Here is a 19,390-nt window from a genome sequence, read left to right as displayed (position 1 = left end):
GTTTAAAGCATTTCCGAAGCGAACAGCAACATGCCGCCTGTTGCGTAAAGCTGGCTGGTGTCGGCATCAGTCGTCTGCGGGTCTTTGCCGATTTGCTGCACCCAGCCGACCTTACCGCTGTCAGTGGTGGCTTTGCGCATCGCGTCCCACGCCTTGTCGCGAGCGGTTTCGAATTGTGCGCCCTTGATCAGGCCGTTGTTCAGACCCCACGCCAGCCCAAAGCCGAAAAAGGCCGTGCCGCTGGTTTCCGGATTGGTCAGGTACTCTGCATCCATCAGCGAAGTCGGCCAATAGCCATCTTCGCGCTGAATCTCGACGAGCTTTGCGGCGAGCGTCTGATACGTCTTTACCATGAGCGCGCGTTCAGGATGATCGGCTGGCATATCCTCGATAAAACGGGCGAGCCCAGCAAACACCCAGCCATTGCCCCGGCTCCAGAACACGGGCTTACCATTTGGCGTTTTCGCCTCGAAATAGCGGCTGTCGCGGAACAGGAGGCCTGTTTTCGGATCTTGCAGATATTCGATTACCGCGCGTGTCTCTTTCGCGGCGTAATCCAGATACCGTGGATCGCCCGTTACCTTGGTTGCAAGCGCCCATGATGGCGGGGCCATGAAGATCGCATCAGCCCAGCACCAACGCCGCTGGCACGTGCCCTCGGTATGGCCATCCTCCGGCTCGATAAATTCAAGGCTCATCGTGTAATTTTGATCGATGATGTGATCGAACACTTCAACCGACTTCTTTATCAATGCCGGATTCTCATCACGCAGCGCAATCGCGCCGTAGACTGCGGCCACCGCCTGATCATCGCCGTGCCAGACGCGGTCTCCCAGCTCCAAACCGTTTTCATAAGCGTATTGCCGCACACGGTTCAAAAGCTTTTCGTCGCCCAGCTTCGCAGCGTAGCGATCGAGCCCGATGTAGAAAGCCGCCTTGACCCAGCCGCGCCCGTACGAACTTTCAGGGATCTTCAGATCGAGATAGCTCATGTCCTCTTTTGCCTGGAGCTGCCACGCGGCGACAGCGCAGCCGACCTCTTCAGCCGAGGCCTGCGAAGGAGCCACCAGGACCGGCGCCTTCCAATGTGGCACGATAGCATCGCAGGAACGGACCGGGCGTTCATCGGCTGCGTGATCATCGGCACTCGCTGCGCCTGCCCCGGCACTCGCCAGAGCCAATGATCCAAGCGCGATCAAAAAACGGATTTTCATGGGGCAGCTCTCCAATTATTCTGTCTGGCGCATTGTGCCGCGCCTTGATTGAGCCACTATCTTGCCCTTCAAAATGGCGTTTGCAAACCAGAAATGTTCATTTACGATCAAAACCAAGCACAGGCAGGCAGGGTCGCACTCATTGTGTGCGGGAGGAAGCATATGGTTCAAGTTTCTCGCAGAGAATTTTCGATGGGCGCTTTGCTCGGCGCGACCATGCTGTCCGGCTGCTTGCAACCGGGCCAAGCCGCTGGTGCTGGCAAAGCCAAAAACCTGCTTTTAATCGTCATCGATGATCTCAATGACTGGGTTACGGCATTGGGCGATCATCCTCAGGTAAATACGCCGCATATCGATGCGCTCGCCGCCTCGGGCACGGTGTTCACCAACGCCCATGCGCAGGCCCCGATTTGCGGCCCATCGCGCGCCAGCCTGTTTTCCGGCCTTTATCCCGCGCAAACAGGCATTTACGGCCAGATCAAGGATGCCGATCTTGGTCCAGCGGTGGCCGCCGTGTCCCCTACCTTGCTATTGCCACAATATCTGCGCTCGCACGGGTTCTTTACCGCCGGGCGCGGCAAAGTGTCGCATCAAGGCGGGCAGGAAGGGATGTTTGACGAATACCACGCTCGCTCCGCGAAGAATGGCGACTACGGACCGAAACCGGAAAAGCGGATCAAGTGGGACAGCGATAAGACCCACACCGATTGGGGCGCCCACCCTGATACGGATGCGGAGATGATCGATCACATCACCGCGACATGGGGCGCGCAGTTTCTTCAGCGCGAACATACACAGCCTTTCATGCTGGCGCTGGGTTTCGTGCGCCCGCATGTGCCGTGGTACGTTCCCCAGCACTGGCTCGACAAGTTTCCTTTAGATGAAATCGAGATGCCCAAGGTGCTCGCCAACGACCTTGGCGATGTGCCTCAGGCGGCCCGCGACCTTGCCGCAGTGCCACAAATGCCGACGCTGGAATGGGCGATGGAAAACAACGAGTGGCGCCCGATCATGCAGGCCTACCTCGCCTCCATCGCGTTCGTCGATCATTGCGTGGGTATGGTGATGGAAAGCCTGCGCGCATCGGGCCGTTCCGAAGATACGCTGGTCTGTCTTGCCTCTGACAATGGATACCACTTAGGCGAGAAACAGCGGTTTGCCAAAATGTCTTTGTGGGAGCGGTCCACCCGCGTGCCCTTGATGTTCGCAGGGCCGGGGATTCGCCCTCAGGTCATCACTGACCCGGTCGGACTGATCGATATCTATCCCACCACGATCGATATTCTGGGCCTTCCTGCGAATACGGAAAACGCCGGACGCAGCCTCGCCCCCTTGCTGACACTGGGGCAGGCGTTGCCGGTTGAACCGCAGCTGTCCGTCTATGGCGAAGGCAATTACGCCGTGATTGACCAGCGCTATCGTTACATCCGCTATGCAGACGGATCAGAGGAGCTGTATGATCACGAAAACGATCCGATGGAGTGGACCAATCTGGCAGAACGGCCTGAAGTGGCTGAGGTCAAGCAACGGCTCGGTCGTTATATTCCTGCAAACGCGCTTCCGGAATTCCCCTCACCCACTGCGGCGTCGTGACCATCGCGGCGGACAAGCAATCGCCGGATTTGCAGCTAGGGCTTCTGCTCGAATGGCAGGAACATAACCAGATCGGCGCGTGAAGCATCGCACTCTCCGGGTTCTCCGTCCGGCCCGATCGGCCTCGCCTCATAAATGCAGGGGTCATCGTAGCCGAACAATACCGTGCCTAACCGGCTGTGGCGAACCGAGAAAAACGGGACGGGAGAATGCGTGGCAAAGCGCCCGCAAACAGGTTCATTAGGCCAATCGGCTTCGTTCGGCATTTCGCCACAATAGGGATCGCCTTCACCGGCATGCAGCGCAACCGAGATCCTGTCACCGGGGAGCAATTGCAGCGTCAAAGGGGAAATGCTGCGACCGTTCGCGAAGCTAACCACCACTCGCGCACGCTCTGCACGATCCAATCGCACGATCGATACGCGGTCTGTTGCCCCGTCTCTATCGACATCCAGATAGAGTTCCTCGGTATCTCCCGGCGCAAACTGTGCAACTGCATTCTGCGAGAGAAAACAGCCGGCAGGCAGCAACAGGGCTCCGATAAATCGCAATAACGTTTCACGACCAGTCATAGTTGATCATCCCTCCCAATCCGCGCGCTGACGTGATGACAGGGCGTTAGCGCGGCTTTACAAACCATCGCGCCGCCGCGGAATTTGTGCCGGTGGCAAATCTTTCCAGATGCCCGCCGTTACGCGGATATCTATCGAGCCAGCCGTATCGGGCCAGCGCAAGACGAGTATTTGCTGCGCACTTTCATCCCAGATGAAATCCGACAGCTGGCTGCCCTCGCCGGCGCGCGCCACCTGAAGCCCCTCGTCGCTGCCCGGTGCATAAGTCAGCACGAAGCCATTGCTCAAATGTAGCGAGAAACCATCGGGATAATGCCGGTTAGCCCCGACAAACAATGAGGAGACACCTTTACTGTTATCAGGCGTAATGGTGGCTGAAAGCTCGCGCTGGGCAAAGTCATAGCGAAACCGCTCCAGATTCCCGGCAATGATCTTGGGATAGGGGCGCGCGATAATATCGGTGATGTATTTGCGCTCCACCGTGCCGCGTGACTGGTTGTCCTGAAAGATCGCCCATGTGGACGGACCGCCGGGCAGAAAGTTCTGATAACGCGGATTGCCAAGGAACCACGCCTTGATCGTTCCCATGCCGGTTTCATCGAAAATCTCTGCGGTGCGGATGTAAAAACGCTGATAATGCAGTTGATCTTCCACCGACGTGTCTGTCGACATCAGCGTTGGAAAGCCCCACTCGCCAACCAGAATTGGCGCATCGAGCAACGCAGCCTCCCGCTCAAACCGGCTCAGGATCGGTTCAATATAGTCGATCCGGTCCTGATAGATGTGCGGTGCAAAGACGACATTTTCGCCTTTGATCGGGTTTTTGATTTCGGCATATTGATTGAATTCAATCGCTTCGCCCTTGTTCATGAAAATTGTCTGACACAGGAATAGCTTGTCAGGGTTATAGGGGCGCCCTTCGGCAATCAGGCGCTCATAAAACGGGATCAGGAATTGCCGCGTCAGATCATCATATGAAATATCCATTGAAAGCTTGCGCGGCTCATTGACCAGATCATAGCCGACGACATCAGGGTTGTCGGCAAACCGCTCCCACATGATATGCCACGCCTTGGCATAATTATCCTGAATCCCGTTGGTGTTGTTCCAGAATCCTTCCCACGAAAAATCCGGCACCCCATACAGCGTCATTTTAAAACTGGTCGTCATGCCGGCATCGCTGCCGAGCTGAGTCAGCCTTTCCAGTTTTTCAAGGTAGGAGGGGTCAAACGTAGTTCCCGGCATCGTGCCGAACCGGCTAAGTTCCAGACGGATGACCTGCGTGTTCGCGCCCATCCGCGCCATGCGCCAATAATCTCCTTCATCGAACATCACCGATTGGTTGCCGTCATTCGTATTTACGACGAAACCGCGCGGAATATAGTGGCGCCCTTCTGCGTCTCGCAGACCATGCTTGATTTGGGCCTGCGCTGGAACGGCAAACATCGCCAGAAGCGCGATGGCTAACGGCCAAATTTGGAGCGGCAGGAACCCCGCCTTTTCTCCAGCCATTATCCACCCATCACTTCTGGAACGCCGCCAATCGGTCCGTTATCGCCGACCAGATACATCGGTCGCATCTTCGATCCGCGCGGCGCGCTTTCGGCGACGATCACGCGCGCATCCGGATGGGCGTTGCGGATGAAGGCACTGGTGGCAAATGCCTTGCCGCGCCGTTCCAGCAAAGTCTTGCCCAGCGCGAATGTGGCACCGCCATCTTCGCTTTCCCACCACGAAATCTTGCCAACACGCACATCCCCATCGGGATCGTTCCACGCCAGCAAAAAGCGAACCTTGTTCTGATCCCGAGCATACAAATCACCGCGCGCAACCGGAAGCCCGCGATTGACACCGCCAGTCCATTGCTTGCCCGTCCAGCGGAAATGCCGCATCGCCTTGGGCCCGCCATGCCGCACACCGGTGTCGAAACCCATCGCAATTCCGATATGCGGGAGGCCATTCTTATCGAGCGTCGCCGACTGGTTGAAAGTCCAGACCTCATCATTTTGAAATACGAGCGCTTTGGCATCGGCCGTTTCGCGATCCAGCGGCATGGGCAATTCTTCGCCCTTAACGTTGCGCCAGCTTCCATCCGTAGTGTTGAAGGTCAGATAATAAAGGTTGTGGCGCTCACCCTGATGGCCGCGTCCCGGCCATGCATCGCGGCAAACGTGATAATCAAAGCTGCAGATGATCTCGTCACCGCGCCCCTTTGCCAGAAAGGGATACCAGCTGTCGGTCGCTTCAATATCCGTGCGGCGCTTGCGTTTGAGAAATGAAACCGGAGCTGCAAAGGTGCGGCCATTGTCGGTTGATTTCTGATAGACCCAATTGCTGCGATGTGCGCCATGGCGATAGAATAGATAGATATCGCCATTATCCATCTTGATTGCCTGATTATAAGTCCCGAATGGCGAGATATTGTCCAGATCTTCCCACTCGCTGATATCGAGTGGCCGTTTCGAGACCGCATGGCGATTATCGCCAGCATGAGCGCCGCCAAGTGTATTTTTCAGACCATTGGTTTTTGATCCGCCATGTCCGCCGTAGAAGATATGAATATAGCCCGCATCGTCGATGAGCATGGTGGGCTTTCCATGGCTGTCGATTTTGTCTGCGAATTCCGGCCCCTTTCCCAATTGACTGACACCGGCCTGATAGGGACCATCCCATTTGCCTGACTTATGATCATAGACCGCAACATAGGGGTCCTCGAGCGGCCCCTGATAAGAGACATAGGTTTTGCCCAGATGAAACTCGCCAGCGGGGTGCTGCACGACTGCGACCCCCTCGCCAAAGCCGTTTGCGGTAAAATGCTTGGTCGGCTCATTCCCCTTGGCAAAAGCGCGGACTGGCAGGGGTGCTGAGCCGATGAGTAGCGTTGCCGTTACACGCTTAATCCAGTTTCTGCGGTCCGTTGTTAGCACGTGAACCCTTTCCCATTCTGACTGCCTAACGCAGCATGATATTGTCTTCACCGACCCACAAAGTGTCGCTGTTTCCGTCTGCAAATGTGACTTTCACTTCAAAGCTATAGCGCGCTGACCCGGCGCGCACTTCGACCGAAGGCGGTACCTCGCCTTCGAACGGCACGACCAGACTGATCAGTTCGGGACTTTCGGCCTCAAAACGGGCTGCGATACGCCTGAGGTATTCGTCATAGCGGAATTCGGTGCGCCGCCGGATCAGCGTAACCTCGCTCAGGTCGTCCTCGCTTACGCGGAGCTGCTCGGTTCCCGAATAAACGGCTAGCATTGCCTTGCTGCCAGTGCGCTCACCATGGATGATCACCGCATCACCGGACTGCTCCACGCGGTTACCCGGATAGGTGGCGTAGCGGCTTTCAAACGGTTTCGTCCCGCTGTTTTCGGTCCGCGCATCATCGCGGAACAGGATATACGGGCGCGGGGTCCGCACAAAATAGAGTTTACGGTCCGCCTGCCCTACAAACGCCGCGTCAAAATCGTAGGCCTCTTCCGCTTGCCCGCGAACAAACGCGCCGCGTTCATCCTCGCGATATTCGACGATCCGCCCGTCACCGCCCTTGATTTGCTCAGCCCCGTCAATCTTGAGCGTTGTGTGCGCGTCGCTCCGCTCGAGCCAATATTGCGGATCAATCAGAAAGCCTTCGCCTTTGGCGTAGAAGGTGACCGAGTTTTCATCCTGATGGTCGTGCCCGCGGTGCTTGTCATAACCGGATTTAAACGAGACATGGGCCGCATCTTCTCCGGTCCATGTGTCACGCAGAAAGACACGCCCCGATTCAAACCGGTGACCCAGCCCAAGTCCGGCCGCAACCGGGTCCACTGGCCGCACAGGCTTATCGCCCCACACGAACAGAAACGGCGCGGTGTAAGATATGCCGAAATAAGACCCCAGCTCATCGGTCGATCCCGACTTCTCCAAACTTTCAAGCGTCGCCCAAAGTTGGTCGCCGCGATTGTGGCGCAATGTCCCGACAAGAGCCGCGATCTCTGCCGGGCGGTCAAAATTGTCGTTGAGCGGCAACATCAAGCCATCAAAAGGCAGCAGTTTCCAAACCATCTGATCGCCCGCGAGCGCCAATACTTCGTCCGCTTCAGCGAGCAGATCAGGGCCGCCGTGACGCTTCAATGCCATCGAAAAAGGCACAGCGCCGCCCAGCCCGTATCCGACATAATGGACGCCTTCGGTAGCGTAGCCGGTAGGGTCAGCAAAAGTTTGGAAAAAAGCCCGCGTGCGCCGGGTCGCCATCTCAACCCATTCCAGTTTGTCACCCAGCGCAAGGGCAACAAGGCCGAGCCCGCCAAAATGCACTGAATTGTGGTTCGACGAAGAAACGCCGGGCGCGTCCTTACCCCAGGCCGTGTTCACCTCGAACAGGATTGTACCGATCTCTTCCATCTCGGCGCGAACTTCTGCGCGCTCGGCATCACTCAGGGTGCCGTAAAGCCAGTCATAGCCAATGGCGAAAGCCTGTGCGGCGTCCCCCTGTTGCAGATGGCTTTGCCAATGCTCCTTGTTACGCGGCTGCGTCTGGCGGACCACCGAAAGCAGGATTTCTCGCCCCTTCGCCGCATAGCGCGGATCGCCTGTCAGATATGTCGCGAACCCCAATGTGCCGAGGCGGTTTTGCAACGCGCGCCCTGCCGTGCCCAAGGCGTTTTGGTTCGATACAAGAGGATAAGGATCGGTCGGAGTCACAAGAAACGCATCGGCTTTGCGTAAGATTTCCGCTCTCGCCTTCCGAAGCCAAGGCAGGCTTTGTGAGCGCGCTTCGATCTGTGCATGATCAGCCGGGCCAAAGAACAGGTCCGGCCGATTCTGCGCTGAAAGCGGCGCAACGGACGGACCAAGCGACACCAGCGCCGCAGCAGCCCACAGGATCGAAGTTTGATAAGATTTTGCCACTGTCACTCCAAGGTCCGATTCCAACGACCGCACCGGAGACCGGGCCACAATCGAGCCCAAGCGGCCAGCGCCACGCCGTTTAAGATCACTCTTGAGCGATATTGTCGGATTTTGATTGCTGGTACAATAGCCCCGCCATGAAGATACAGGGCCAGCGCAGCCTATCAGCTGAGCCGGGCCGAAGCCCTTTCAACAATGTGCGACGGCACGATCACTTGTTCCAGATCAAGCTTGGCAACGCCTTCGCCCAAAAATTCCGGCACCAGTTTCATCGCCGCCAGTCGGCCCATCTCCTCAATCGGCCAATGCACAGTCGTGAGAGGCGGCCAGACGTGGGATGCCGTGGCGGTGTCATCGAATCCGACAATCGCCAACTCATCAGGAACAGCAATTCCCAGTGCATGGGCAGCGTGGAGAATACCGGAGGCCATTTCGTCGTTGCTGGCGAATATCGCACTGGGACGATCCGTACGCTTGAGCAATTCAAAGCCCGCGGTCAGACCGGACTGGAAACGGTAATTGCCCTTCACCATCAAACCCGGATCCGGCTGAAGGCCGGCCTCGCCCAATGCATCAAGGAAGCCGTTTTCGCGTTCGAGCGGCGACCTGAAACCATCAGGCCCTCTGACAAAACCGATCCTTGAGTGCCCTTGTTTAATGAGGGCCGCGACCATTTCCTGGACGATTGCACGATCATTGGAGGCGACACAGCGGGAATGCTCATCAAGCACGGTCGAACCAACCCGTATATATGCAACGTCGAGGCGCTTACACAGATCGACTATCTCGTCGCGTTCAGAAATCGGCGGCAGGATCAGCACGCCCAGCGGTCGCTGCTTGGTCAGGAACGTCTCGATATCATCAAGCAGATCGTCGGACGTGCGATCAACCGGCCGAACAGCAAGCGCAAGGTCGGTATCCCTGATCGCGGATAGAACGCCTTTCTGAAAGTTAAGCACAGTCTGCCCGTTTGGGTTGTCATGCAGCAGCGCAATCATGAAGTTGCGGCGCAAGGCAAGCGCGCGCGCCTGCGGGTTGGGCACATAGCCCAACTTATCAATCGCATCCGAGACTTTTTCGCGAGTGGCAGCGCTCATCAATGGCGAATTGTTGATAAACCGGCTGACTGTCTTTTTGGAAACGCCCGCCATTGCCGCCACATCGTTAATTGTGGGCGTGCTCTGATTTTGCGAATTTTCGCCGGCATCTGTCATTGCTTGCCCCTTATGTCAGGCTTCGGACGAACAGTGAATTACGTCTGCCCTGCACTGTCACCTTCAATTAATCATGGCAATCTCACAAATCATACTTGCAGAAAATATGACACCGGTTACCACTGATGATCTGACCTGTGATGGCAGGCAAGATCAAAGATGGCAGGGAGAGGGAATTTGCTGGTCCAATCAAGGCGTCGGCATCTGCAGATGCTGTCCGTTGCAGGCCTCGCAGGGTTGTTGCCGGGCTGCGCGAGCCTGGGCGCGTCCAATCGCATCACGCTGGCGCATACGCTGGATGAACAGCATCCGGTCCACTTGGCAATGGCCCGATTTCGTGATGAATTGATTCGTCTTTCGGGATCGACACTCGCCGTAGAAATTTTCCCAAACGCCCAGCTTGGAACCGAACGCGAACTGGTCGAACTTGTCCAACTTGGCGCCATCTCGATGACCAAGGTTTCGTCGCTATCGCTCGAAAATTTCGCGCCGGACATGGGCGTATATTCGCTGCCCTATCTTTTTGACGATAGCGAACACCAAAGGCGCGTCGTCCAAAGCGAAATCGGTCAAGAAATGCTCGGCGGGTTAGGCAAGATCCTTCTGAAGGGGATGGGGCATTACGACGCTGGTGCCCGAAGTTTTTATATGACGGATGGCCCAGTAAACACGCCGGATGATATCCGTGGCAAGACGCTGCGCGTGTTGCCTAGCGAAGCCCTGATCAAGACTGTTGAGACCTTTGGCGGAGCGGCCACTCCGATTGCCTTTGGCGAGCTTTACGCCGCATTGCAGCAAGGCGTGGTCAACGGGGCGGAAAACAACCCGCCCAGTGTGCTCAGCGCCCGGCACCATGAGGTGTGCAAATTCTACTCACTTGATGAGCATGTCAGCGCCCCTGATATCGTGGTGATGAGTCAGAGCGTATGGGATGGCCTGAACGAAGAGCAGCAAGGGTGGGCTAACGAGGCGATGGCCGCTTCGGAAAGTTACCAGCGGGAATTGTGGCGCAAGGCATCGGATGACGCTCTCGCCGAAATCGAGGCAAGCGGAGTTGCCATCAATCGGCCTGACAAGGCGCCATTCCGCGCTGCCGTTGCCGAATTCAAAGCGAGCTTCAATGGAACACGGATTGGTGACCTTGCGGCCCGGATCGAAGCCATGTCGGAGACTGCATGATGCGAACATTCATAGAAAAGGCACTCGGCGGTTTTCTGGTCTTTTTGTTCAGCGCCACCGTGCTCACTGTGATTTGGCAGGTGATCGGTCGATATGTGCTGGAAGCACCCAGCTCGGCAACCGAGGAAATCGCCCGCTTCCTCTTGATCTGGTTAGGCATGGTCTCGATGGCGTATGCATTTGCCAAACGCATGCATGTGGGCGTGGATCTCATTTCAGCCAGACTGTCCCCGTCCGGGCGAAAGGTGTCGGCGCGCGCGATCTGGGTTGCATGCGCAGCATTCGCTTTGACGGTCATGGTCTATGGCGGAGGATTGCTGGTCAATGTGACCGCGACGCTGGGCCAGACCTCGGCCGCACTTGGCCTGCCCATGTGGACCATTTACAGCATCATGCCCGTATGCGGTCTGGTAATCGCCTATTTCGCGATTTCATTCATGCTTGAAGGCGCTGCAACCGAAACAGAGACCATAGAAGGAGACGTCCAATGACGACCGGACTTATCCTCGTCCTTGTATTCTTCGTCTTGGTCGCGCTTAACGTGCCGATCGGATTTGCGATCGGACTTTCCACGATGGCCGCGCTGGTTTCGATCATGCCGTTCGATCCCGCTACGACCACCATGGCGCAGCGTATGGTTGCCGGCCTCGACAGCTTTACCCTCCTGGCCATCCCCTTCTTTATTCTAAGCGGTTACTTGATGGGAGCAGGCGGCGTTGCAAGGCGGCTGATCGATGCCGCCAAAGGATTGATCGGCGCCCTTCCCGGAGGTCTTGCCGTCGTCAGCATTATTTCCAGCATGCTGTTCGGTTCAGTTTCCGGATCGGCCGTTGCTGCAACATCGGCAATCGGTTCGTTCATGGTGCCTGCGATGAAAAAAGAAGGCTATGATGCGCCTTTCGCCGCTTCGGTTACGACCTCTGCATCGATCCTAGGCCTGCTGATTCCGCCCTCCAATGTGATGATCGTCTATGCCGTCGCCGCAGGGGGCGTTTCCATCGGAGCGTTGTTCTTGGCTGGATATGGCCCCGGCTTGCTCGCTGGTCTTTGTTTGGTCATCGCGGCAGTGATTATTGCCAAGAAAGAGAATTATCCAGTTTCCGAACGGCTGCCGTTCAAGGAGTCCATTCGCACTGTTATCCCGGCCATCCCCAGCATCGCAATGCTCGTCATCGTGGTTGGTGGGATCGTATCGGGTATCTTTACCGCAACGGAAGCCAGCGCCTTCGCGGTCGTCTATTCGCTGATCCTTGGTATATTCCTGCACCGCGAAATGGCCTGGAAAGATTTACCGGGTGTGATCATCAAATCGGCGGAGACAACCGGGATTGTGCTGTTCCTGATAGCAGCGTCGACCGGCATGGCATGGATGCTGGCTTATTCCGGTATGCCTGGCGCCATTGCCGATGGACTGCTGACTATTTCAGACAATCCGCTCCTGCTGCTGCTTTTGATCAATGTCGTCTTGCTAATTGTTGGAGCGTTCCTCGACATCACTCCGGCAATTTTGATCTTCACTCCCATCCTGCTGCCTGTCGCGGTGGCTCTGGGCATTTCGCCGGTGCACTTTGGGATGATTCTAATTTTCAACCTCTCGATCGGATTGTGCACTCCTCCTGTGGGAACGGTTTTGTTTGTCGGGGCCGCAGTCGGCCAGACGAAAGTCGCCGCGATGATCAAACCGATGATCCCGCTTTATCTCGCGATGCTTGCGGCGCTGGCAGTGACCACCGCTGTTCCCGCATTGTCAGAGGCATTGCCGCGCTTCTTTGGCATGATGTAAGGCGAAACAGCGCATTCGCGATCAATAATCTTTTTTGATCACTTTCGATCATTTTCTTGCATCGAGAGGAAAGCGAGCTAATCTCTCGCTTAAAGAATACGAGGGGAGAGCACATGGAAGAATTCGAACGCGAGCCGGTTGCACCGGCGGCGCTTAAGCCGGGCCGATATTTTGCGGCATCCTACGCGGGTGAGCATGTCGCCGGGACAGAGTTCGTTATTGGCGCCATGTTCGTTTCTTGGGGTGTTGGCGCAGGAGACGTCATTGCCGGCCTACTTGTGGGCAACCTGCTCGCAGTGCTGAGCTGGGTGCTGATTTGCGCTCCTATCGCGACAGAAACGCGGTTAACTCTCTATGCCTATCTTGAAAAAATCGCCGGTCCCGGCTTCATCAAGATCTACAGCGTCATCAACGGGATCCTGTTCTGCATTCTGGCCGGGGCGATGATTACCGTTTCGGCAAGTGCGGTCCGCATTCTCTTCGGTATTCCTCCGCAGGTCGAATGGTATCCCACCAGCATGACCTTTGTGCTTATCGCCCTTGGTGTAGGCGCAGTCGTTTCCTTCGCTGCCATGCGCGGGTTCAGCTTCGTCGCGCGTTTTTCTGAAGTCGCCGCGCCGTGGATGATCGCCATGTTCTTTGTCGGCGGAGCGGCGCTGTTGCCGGTAATCCTCGCCGGAACACCTTCGGTTTCAAGCATCGGCAGCTATGGCGACTTCTTGAATCTGGCAGAGACCAGCATCTGGATCGACCAGGGCACCGACATGGGTTTCTGGCATGTCGTCGCCATCGCATGGGGAGCGAACCTCGCGTTCCATGGCGGGTTGGGTGACATGTCGATCCTGCGCTTTGCACGCCGCTCTTCTTATGCTTGGTATTCGTCACTCGGCATGTTCATTGGCCATTTCGCGGCATGGCTTGCGGCGGGCATCATGGGCGCTGGCGCGGCGATGATCCTTCAGCAGCCCCTAACCTCTATGGATGCAGGCGAAGTCGCGTTTCAGGCGCTAGGCCCCATCGGCATTCTTGCTGTTATCGTTGCAGGCTGGACGACTTCCAACCCGACTATTTACCGGTCGGGTCTGGCGTTCCAGTCGCTCCACCCGGCATGGTCGCGCGAGAGGGTTACGCTGGTTGTTGGCGTGATCACGACGATCATCGCGTGCTTCCCGTTTGTGTTCACGCGGCTGCTCGATTTCCTCGGCATCATGGCGCTGGTCATGGCGCCGATTGGCGGCCTGATTTTCGCAGAACATTTCCTGTTCAAGAAGCTTGGTCTGACGCGCTACTGGCGCATCGCAACCGGAGCAGCGCTCAACACGCCCGCCCTTTTGACCTGGATCGCAAGCGTAGGCGTTGCCGCGCTGCTCGGATACCAATTTGGCGTACACGTGCTGTTCCTGTTCGTGCCAGCATGGCTTACCGCCCTGCTTCTGTATCCGTTGTTGGCATCGGCAATGGGGGCCAAGGCGGTCGATGCATCGCAGCTCGCAGCCTCTGAACAGGCCGAAAACAACCGCCGTAAAGCGGAGGAAGCGTTTCTGGACAGTCACGCAAAGCCCCAACTTGCATCATCGAACACCAACCGGTTGTTTCTGATCGGGGCAAGCCTTTCGCTTCTGGTCGCGATTGCTCTGGGAATTTCCGCTTTGACATCGGGCGATCTGGCGCGGTTCCAGTCCCTGATCATTTGGCCAACGGTGACCTATTTCGTGTTTGCGATATTGCTCGTGAGACGAGAAGCAGCCGCGGAAGGATAATGCGGCCGGCGATGCGCCAACGCTTTGACCGTTTAGGAGACCTGTGAGTGAAAACTTCAAGAATAGCAGCCACGCTGATCTTCGCTGCCAATATAGCAGCATGCAATGCAGGATCTGGCGGGACCGAGGAAGCCGGGATTAACGCTGCTCCAGTCATGGTGGACCTGCGCGTGCGCGATAATGCGGATGCACCCTATGTTTCGGTGAATGAATTCACAGTGCCGGCCTCGCACGAAATCGGCGACGGCATGATGCCCTACGAAGGGATCGGGTGGGAAAACGGTCTGGTTGGTTATCGCCTGTATCTCGATGGTCGGCTGGTCAGCGACATATTCGGCAAGCAAGCGCCGGGCCCTGCCCTTGGCACGATTGCCGAATATGGCAGCTATCACACCCTCGCCCCGTGGGGGATGGACGTGCTCAAGGTCGGGCCAAGCCTCGGTCTTGGCGGCATCGGCATCATGCGCGGCGATCAACCGGAACAGTTCGGCGCGGTGCCAGAACTTTCCGCCAGCATTACGCAAAGCGGCGAGACTGATGGCGCCTTCACAATCTCAGCCGGTGGGATAGCAGGACCATCTGGCGGCACTGGCGGCTTTGTCGCCGATTATTCGATCGGGTCGGACAGCCCGCTAACCCGTGTCAAAGTAACGGCCACTGGCGCGCTGCCATTGGCAACCGGCGTGGTCATGCATGATGGGGCGCAGTTTCTGCAATCCGGCGGCGCAGACGGCGCGTGGCGTTACGTTGCGACATGGGGTGACACGCAAAGCGAGAACAAGGACGCCCTTGGCATGGCGCTTTTCTACCGCACCGATGAGGCGACCTATGGCGGCCTCGCCAATTCGACCCATTACATCGCCTTTGGTCAGCCGGAATTTGAATACGCCTTCCTCGCCGCATGGGAACTCGATCCCTCGGGCGTAAAATCGCGCGAGGCATTTGAAGCATTGTTGACCAAAGAACTCGCCGCGCTTGAAGGGGCAACCGAATGACTCGCAAATTCATGACCCTGGTCGCCGCGACAAGCGTTCTTGCGCTGACAGGATGCGCCGCTACGTCCAGCTTTGCAAGCACCACGAGCGAGCCCGTAGAGACGGCATCGGAGACGGTTGAGGCGCTTCGCCCCAATGTCCTGCTGATCCTGTTTGACGATATGGGTTACGGACAGCTGGGGATCACCGGCCACAGCATCATCAAAACCCCCAATATCGACACGCTGGCGCGCGAAGGTATGATCTTTGCCAATGGCTATGCGGGCAGCACGGTGTGCTCTCCCTCGCGCATTTCGCTGATGACCGGACGCGACGCCTCCCGCCTCAGCAGCACGGCCAACACGGTATCCCTGAATAAGGGCGACCGAACCATGGCGCACATGCTCAGCGATGCGGGCTACACCACTGCGCTGTTTGGCAAATTTGGTATCGGCACGACCTTTGGCGAAACGGATCCGATGGCGATGGGTTTCCAGCAGTGGAAAGGCCTGTTGCATAACATTCAGGCGCACCGCCAGTTTCCAATGTTCCTGTTCGAAAACAACCAAATGGTCCCGGTCCCTGAGAATCGCGCTGGCGCACGCGAAGGCTACGCCCAGCGGATATTCACGGATGACGCGCTGGAATTTCTGGGCACGCAGGACGGCGACAAGCCGTTCTTCGCCTTTGTAAGCTACACTTCGCCGCACTCGGAAATGGCCGCGCCAGAGGAATTCGTTGCCCCCTATCGCGGCAAGTTCCCCGAAACGCCGTATAACGGATTGGCCGGGCCGACTCCGGCGGGCCAGTTCCCGGACTACTATCCGCTGGCGATTGACGAACCCAATGCAGTGCAAGCGGGCATGATCGCCGCACTTGATTCCTATGTCGGTGAACTGGTCGCCAAGCTGGAGGCGCAGGGGCTGAAAGACAACACGCTGATCATCATAACCTCAGACAATGGCCCCCATTCCGAAGGCGGCGGCGACCCGATCGGGATTGCTGCGGGCGGGCCCTATCGCGGCGGCAAACGTGACCTGACAGAAGGGGGCATTCATATGCCGTTCCTCGCCACTTGGCCTTCTGTCATCAAAGCCGGGCGGATTGAGGATGAGCCCGTCATGTTCGCGGATCTGCTCCCCACTTTGGGCGCGCTGGCGGGCAAACCTGACGCGGCCGAGGCAATGGGAGCCAACGGCGTATCGCTGGCCAAATTGCTCATGCGCGAAGATGCGACTCTGCCGGAAAGGATGCTCTATTGGGCATTCTCGCGCCAGCTCGGCGATCCCAATTCCGGCGTGATTGGCGTCACTCAGCAAGCTGGCCGGATCGGCAAATGGAAAGCCCTTCGCGTGAAAAAAGACGCGCCTGTCGAGCTGTACGATCTCTCCAAAGATCCAGGTGAAGCGAATGATGTTTCCGCGCAAAACCCGGGAATCGCGGCCGATTTTGCAGCGCGCTTCGATGCAGAGATTGTGGAACAGGCGCGCTACGCGAAGTAGCGCGCCCTAATACCGAAGATCGCCGGATTAAACCAATGCGGCCTCAGGCCAAAGCGGCTTGGGGCACATGGTCCATATCGTCGAATTCCTGGTTCTCGCCGCCCATCGACCAGATAAAGCTGTAGGCCCCGCTGCCGACACCGCAATGCATCGACCATGACGGGGAAAGCGCGGCTTCCTCGTTCGACAGGGGCAACGCCTTAAGCTCATCAGGCCGCCCCATGAAATGGAACACGCGGGCATCGTCTGCGAGATCGAAATAGAAATAGAATTCCGACCGGCGATCGTGCGTGTGCGGGGGGAAAGTGTTCCATACACTGCCTTCGGCAATGCAGGTAAAACCCATCACAAGCTGGCAGCTTTCCACGATACCGGGACGCAGCGGCTGGAAAATCGTGCGCTCGTTACAGGTCGCCTTTTCACCCAGATCAATGCGGTTCGCCTGATCCTGTTTCACCAGCTTGTGTGGATAGGCGGTATGCGCCGGATAGCTGACCAGATAGAAGCGCGCAGGACTGGCGGGATCATCGCTTTCAAACTTCACCGGATGCTCGCCGCGGCCAATATAAAGGCTGTCGAGCCGCTCCATTGCAAAGCGTTCATTGCCCACGGTCACGCTGCCGTGTGAACCGATATTGATCACACCGACTTCGCGCCGAGCGGTAAAGGCCCCGCCGCCCAGCTCTGCGAAAGAGCTGAATTCCAATGCTTCTTTTAGCGGAACCGCGCTGCCAACAATGCCGCGATCAATATCGGACAAGGTCAGCACCAATTCGCCTTCGGCCATCAGGTCGGCAACAACGAAACTTTCGCGCAGCTCCTCGTTGCGCATTGTGCGATAGCGCTGTTGGTCGGCGGCAAACTTTCGGTCTAGATTCACGGTGAACTCCGGCTTTTGAATGTATGATTGTTTCTGAATGAAATTGGATTTTCTTGAGTGCTTATGCATGCTAGGTGCGAAAATTGAAAGAGGGAGACTGCGCATGGCGTCATATGCATGGGTGTTGGCTATCCGCCCCGGATACGAAGCGGAATACAAAAAGCGCCATGATGAAATCTGGCCTGAAATGACCGAGGCTTTGCAGCAATCGGGTATCCGCAATTACCATATCTTTGCGCATGGCCTGACGCTGTTCGGCTATTTCGAAACCGATGATTTCGAAGCAACTGCTGCGTTTCTGGCGGACAATGAAGTCAACGCGCGCTGGTCAGAATACATGGCGCCGATCATGCAGGTCGATATCGACCCGGCAACCAGTTTCCCTTACTTACTGGCCAAGCAATTCTCGCACGATTGAGAATTGTATCGGGCGGCTATTCGAACCAGATCCGGTCCAGCGCAAGATCCCCTGCCCCAGCCCGTTCGAATTTAATGACAAGGCTTTCGCTTTCTCCAAGCGAGCCCAGCGGGATGCGCCACAGTTTTGCGCCTCGTAGAGAGTGAGCAGCGATTGGCTCTGACGCGCCAGTTCGGCTGATCGATACGACAAATGGCAGCGCTGCGTCCCCCGTCATGTCCAGAACAATCGTATCCTTGCCGCCAAGACCACGAATGTTCGGAAAGCTGAGCTCTCCAGCAGCTCCATCGAGCATCACCTCGAAACTGTTGGAAGCTCCTGCGCGTTCGCGCTTTTTGAACCTGTTCCGCGCATAAAATTCTTCAGCTTCGATTGGGTCGGATGTGGCGAGATACTCCCCCACACCGGTCAAATCGACACGTATCGGGGCGATGCTGCCATCACGGCGATAATGAACGTAGCTGATAAAAGTATCACGGAAGTAGCGATTGCCGCTTTGCGAGATATCGCAGTAGGCAAAGTAAGTCTGGCCGTGCCAAGTGAAGAATGATCCATGCCGCCCCTGCTGCGGACCTGTCGGCCAGGTTGGTTGTGAAAGCCCGGTCGGAAAGCTCGCTTCGGTAATCACCGCGCCGCGATATTCGTACGGACCATAAAGGTCAGGCGAAGTGGCGTAAAATGCGCCCCAGGATAAATAGTAAAGATCGCCATGTTTGTGCAGGAAAGGCTTGTCGTCGGTAAGCTTGCCATCGAACGGCGTTCCTTTGGTGAAGGTATATGGCCCCTTCGCGCCCGCGATATCGATCTTGCGCGGCTCTTGCGCCAATGAGATCATATCATCTCCGAGGCGCGCGATATAATAGTCCCACACACCAAAGATGATGAAGCGGTCATCCCCTTCCGAAAACAACCCCGGATCATACTCATGTGTCGGTGTGAGTGTTTCCGCCAGCAGCGGCTTGCCAAGCGGATCACGCCAAGGCCCGACCGGACTATCTCCCACCACAACGCCCGTCTGGCGGTTGGCCTCGGAGAAATACCAGTAATATTTCCCGTTTTTCTCCGCGACATCCGTGGCCCAGGCCGATGCGAAATTGGGCTGTGATTTGAGATATGTCTGATCCGGATAAAGCGTTGACCGAAGCGTCCAGTTGACGAGATCATCGGATGACCAGACTTGCCAGTCTTCCATGACAAAAGCCGCATTTCGTGCAGACTTGTCATGCGAGGCGTAGAGATACGCCTTGTCATCAAAAATATGGATATGCGGATCGTTAACGCCCTGATTCGCGATGATCGGATTGCGCGCAGTGGCCGGAGCAAGGCTTGCTGTGGCCAACAGGAACGCCGCGCCAATACCCAGCCCGCTCAATTGGACCAGTGTCACATTTCGATCTTTCATGTACGCCGC

Annotated in this window: 16 protein-coding genes; 8 read left to right on the top strand and 8 right to left on the bottom strand. The window is 56.9% G+C overall.

The features are described 5' to 3' along the window. Positions 1-2: 2 nt before the first annotated feature. Positions 3-1,214, bottom strand: a complete 1,212-nt coding sequence (locus tag FGU71_RS09745; RefSeq protein WP_142788385.1) for a glycoside hydrolase family 88/105 protein — start codon at positions 1,212-1,214, stop codon at positions 3-5. A 162-nt stretch (positions 1,215-1,376) separates the two neighbouring features. Between FGU71_RS09745 and FGU71_RS09740 the strand changes: the two genes are divergently transcribed. Next, positions 1,377-2,807: a sulfatase gene (locus FGU71_RS09740; protein WP_185960262.1), complete on the top strand. Its 1,431-nt coding sequence runs from the start codon at positions 1,377-1,379 to the stop codon at positions 2,805-2,807. Between the two features lie 35 nt (positions 2,808-2,842). Here FGU71_RS09740 and FGU71_RS09735 read toward each other — a convergent pair whose 3' ends face one another. From FGU71_RS09735 to FGU71_RS09715, 5 genes are all read right to left on the bottom strand, one after another. Next, complete coding sequence (locus tag FGU71_RS09735; protein WP_142788383.1) at positions 2,843-3,379, bottom strand: hypothetical protein; 537 nt, start codon at positions 3,377-3,379, stop codon at positions 2,843-2,845. Between the two features lie 57 nt (positions 3,380-3,436). Then, positions 3,437-4,891: a cellulase family glycosylhydrolase gene (locus tag FGU71_RS09730; RefSeq protein ID WP_142788382.1), complete on the bottom strand. Its 1,455-nt coding sequence runs from the start codon at positions 4,889-4,891 to the stop codon at positions 3,437-3,439. Beyond that, positions 4,891-6,306 (bottom strand): BNR-4 repeat-containing protein, encoded by a 1,416-nt coding sequence (locus FGU71_RS09725; protein WP_199799169.1) that lies wholly within the window; start codon positions 6,304-6,306, stop codon positions 4,891-4,893. Before FGU71_RS09725 ends, FGU71_RS09730 begins: the two co-directional genes overlap by 1 nt. A gap of 25 nt (positions 6,307-6,331) precedes the next feature. Further along, positions 6,332-8,269 (bottom strand): heparinase II/III family protein, encoded by a 1,938-nt coding sequence (locus tag FGU71_RS09720; protein ID WP_142788381.1) that lies wholly within the window; start codon positions 8,267-8,269, stop codon positions 6,332-6,334. Positions 8,270-8,433: 164 nt separating this feature from the next. Beyond that, positions 8,434-9,483, bottom strand: a complete 1,050-nt coding sequence (locus FGU71_RS09715; protein ID WP_142788380.1) for a LacI family DNA-binding transcriptional regulator — start codon at positions 9,481-9,483, stop codon at positions 8,434-8,436. A 210-nt stretch (positions 9,484-9,693) separates the two neighbouring features. Between FGU71_RS09715 and FGU71_RS09710 the strand changes: the two genes are divergently transcribed. The 6 genes from FGU71_RS09710 (at position 9,694) to FGU71_RS09685 (ending at position 16,681) form a co-directional block, all read left to right on the top strand. Further along, the gene (locus FGU71_RS09710) at positions 9,694-10,662 is read left to right on the top strand and encodes a TRAP transporter substrate-binding protein (protein ID WP_142788379.1); all 969 of its coding nucleotides are present in this window, start codon (positions 9,694-9,696) and stop codon (positions 10,660-10,662) included. Next, positions 10,659-11,153: a TRAP transporter small permease gene (locus FGU71_RS09705; protein WP_142788378.1), complete on the top strand. Its 495-nt coding sequence runs from the start codon at positions 10,659-10,661 to the stop codon at positions 11,151-11,153. Before FGU71_RS09710 ends, FGU71_RS09705 begins: the two co-directional genes overlap by 4 nt. Next, a complete protein-coding gene (locus FGU71_RS09700; protein WP_142788377.1) occupies positions 11,150-12,445 on the top strand; it encodes a TRAP transporter large permease in 1,296 nt (431 codons plus the stop codon). Before FGU71_RS09705 ends, FGU71_RS09700 begins: the two co-directional genes overlap by 4 nt. A gap of 113 nt (positions 12,446-12,558) precedes the next feature. Then, positions 12,559-14,205 (top strand): purine-cytosine permease family protein, encoded by a 1,647-nt coding sequence (locus tag FGU71_RS09695; protein ID WP_142788376.1) that lies wholly within the window; start codon positions 12,559-12,561, stop codon positions 14,203-14,205. A 47-nt stretch (positions 14,206-14,252) separates the two neighbouring features. Further along, positions 14,253-15,200: a DUF4861 family protein gene (locus FGU71_RS09690; protein WP_142788375.1), complete on the top strand. Its 948-nt coding sequence runs from the start codon at positions 14,253-14,255 to the stop codon at positions 15,198-15,200. Beyond that, positions 15,197-16,681, top strand: coding sequence for a sulfatase-like hydrolase/transferase (locus FGU71_RS09685; protein WP_142788374.1), 1,485 nt, complete (start codon positions 15,197-15,199; stop codon positions 16,679-16,681). Before FGU71_RS09690 ends, FGU71_RS09685 begins: the two co-directional genes overlap by 4 nt. Positions 16,682-16,724: 43 nt before the next feature. Here FGU71_RS09685 and kduI read toward each other — a convergent pair whose 3' ends face one another. Then, positions 16,725-17,561, bottom strand: coding sequence for a 5-dehydro-4-deoxy-D-glucuronate isomerase (gene kduI, locus FGU71_RS09680; protein ID WP_199799168.1), 837 nt, complete (start codon positions 17,559-17,561; stop codon positions 16,725-16,727). 103 nt (positions 17,562-17,664) lie between these two features. On the opposite strand from kduI, the gene FGU71_RS09675 reads away from it, so the two are divergent. Continuing rightward, a complete protein-coding gene (locus FGU71_RS09675; RefSeq protein WP_142788372.1) occupies positions 17,665-17,979 on the top strand; it encodes an L-rhamnose mutarotase in 315 nt (104 codons plus the stop codon). Between the two features lie 16 nt (positions 17,980-17,995). On the opposite strand, the gene FGU71_RS09670 is transcribed toward FGU71_RS09675, so the two are convergent. Next, positions 17,996-19,381, bottom strand: a complete 1,386-nt coding sequence (locus FGU71_RS09670) for a family 43 glycosylhydrolase (RefSeq protein WP_142788371.1) — start codon at positions 19,379-19,381, stop codon at positions 17,996-17,998. Positions 19,382-19,390: the final 9 nt, after the last annotated feature.

The sequence above is a fragment of the Erythrobacter insulae genome (assembly GCF_007004095.1).
Lineage (GTDB): Bacteria > Pseudomonadota > Alphaproteobacteria > Sphingomonadales > Sphingomonadaceae > Erythrobacter > Erythrobacter insulae.
Note: the sequence above shows the minus strand (reverse complement) of the source record. Positions and strands in the feature narration are given on the sequence as shown.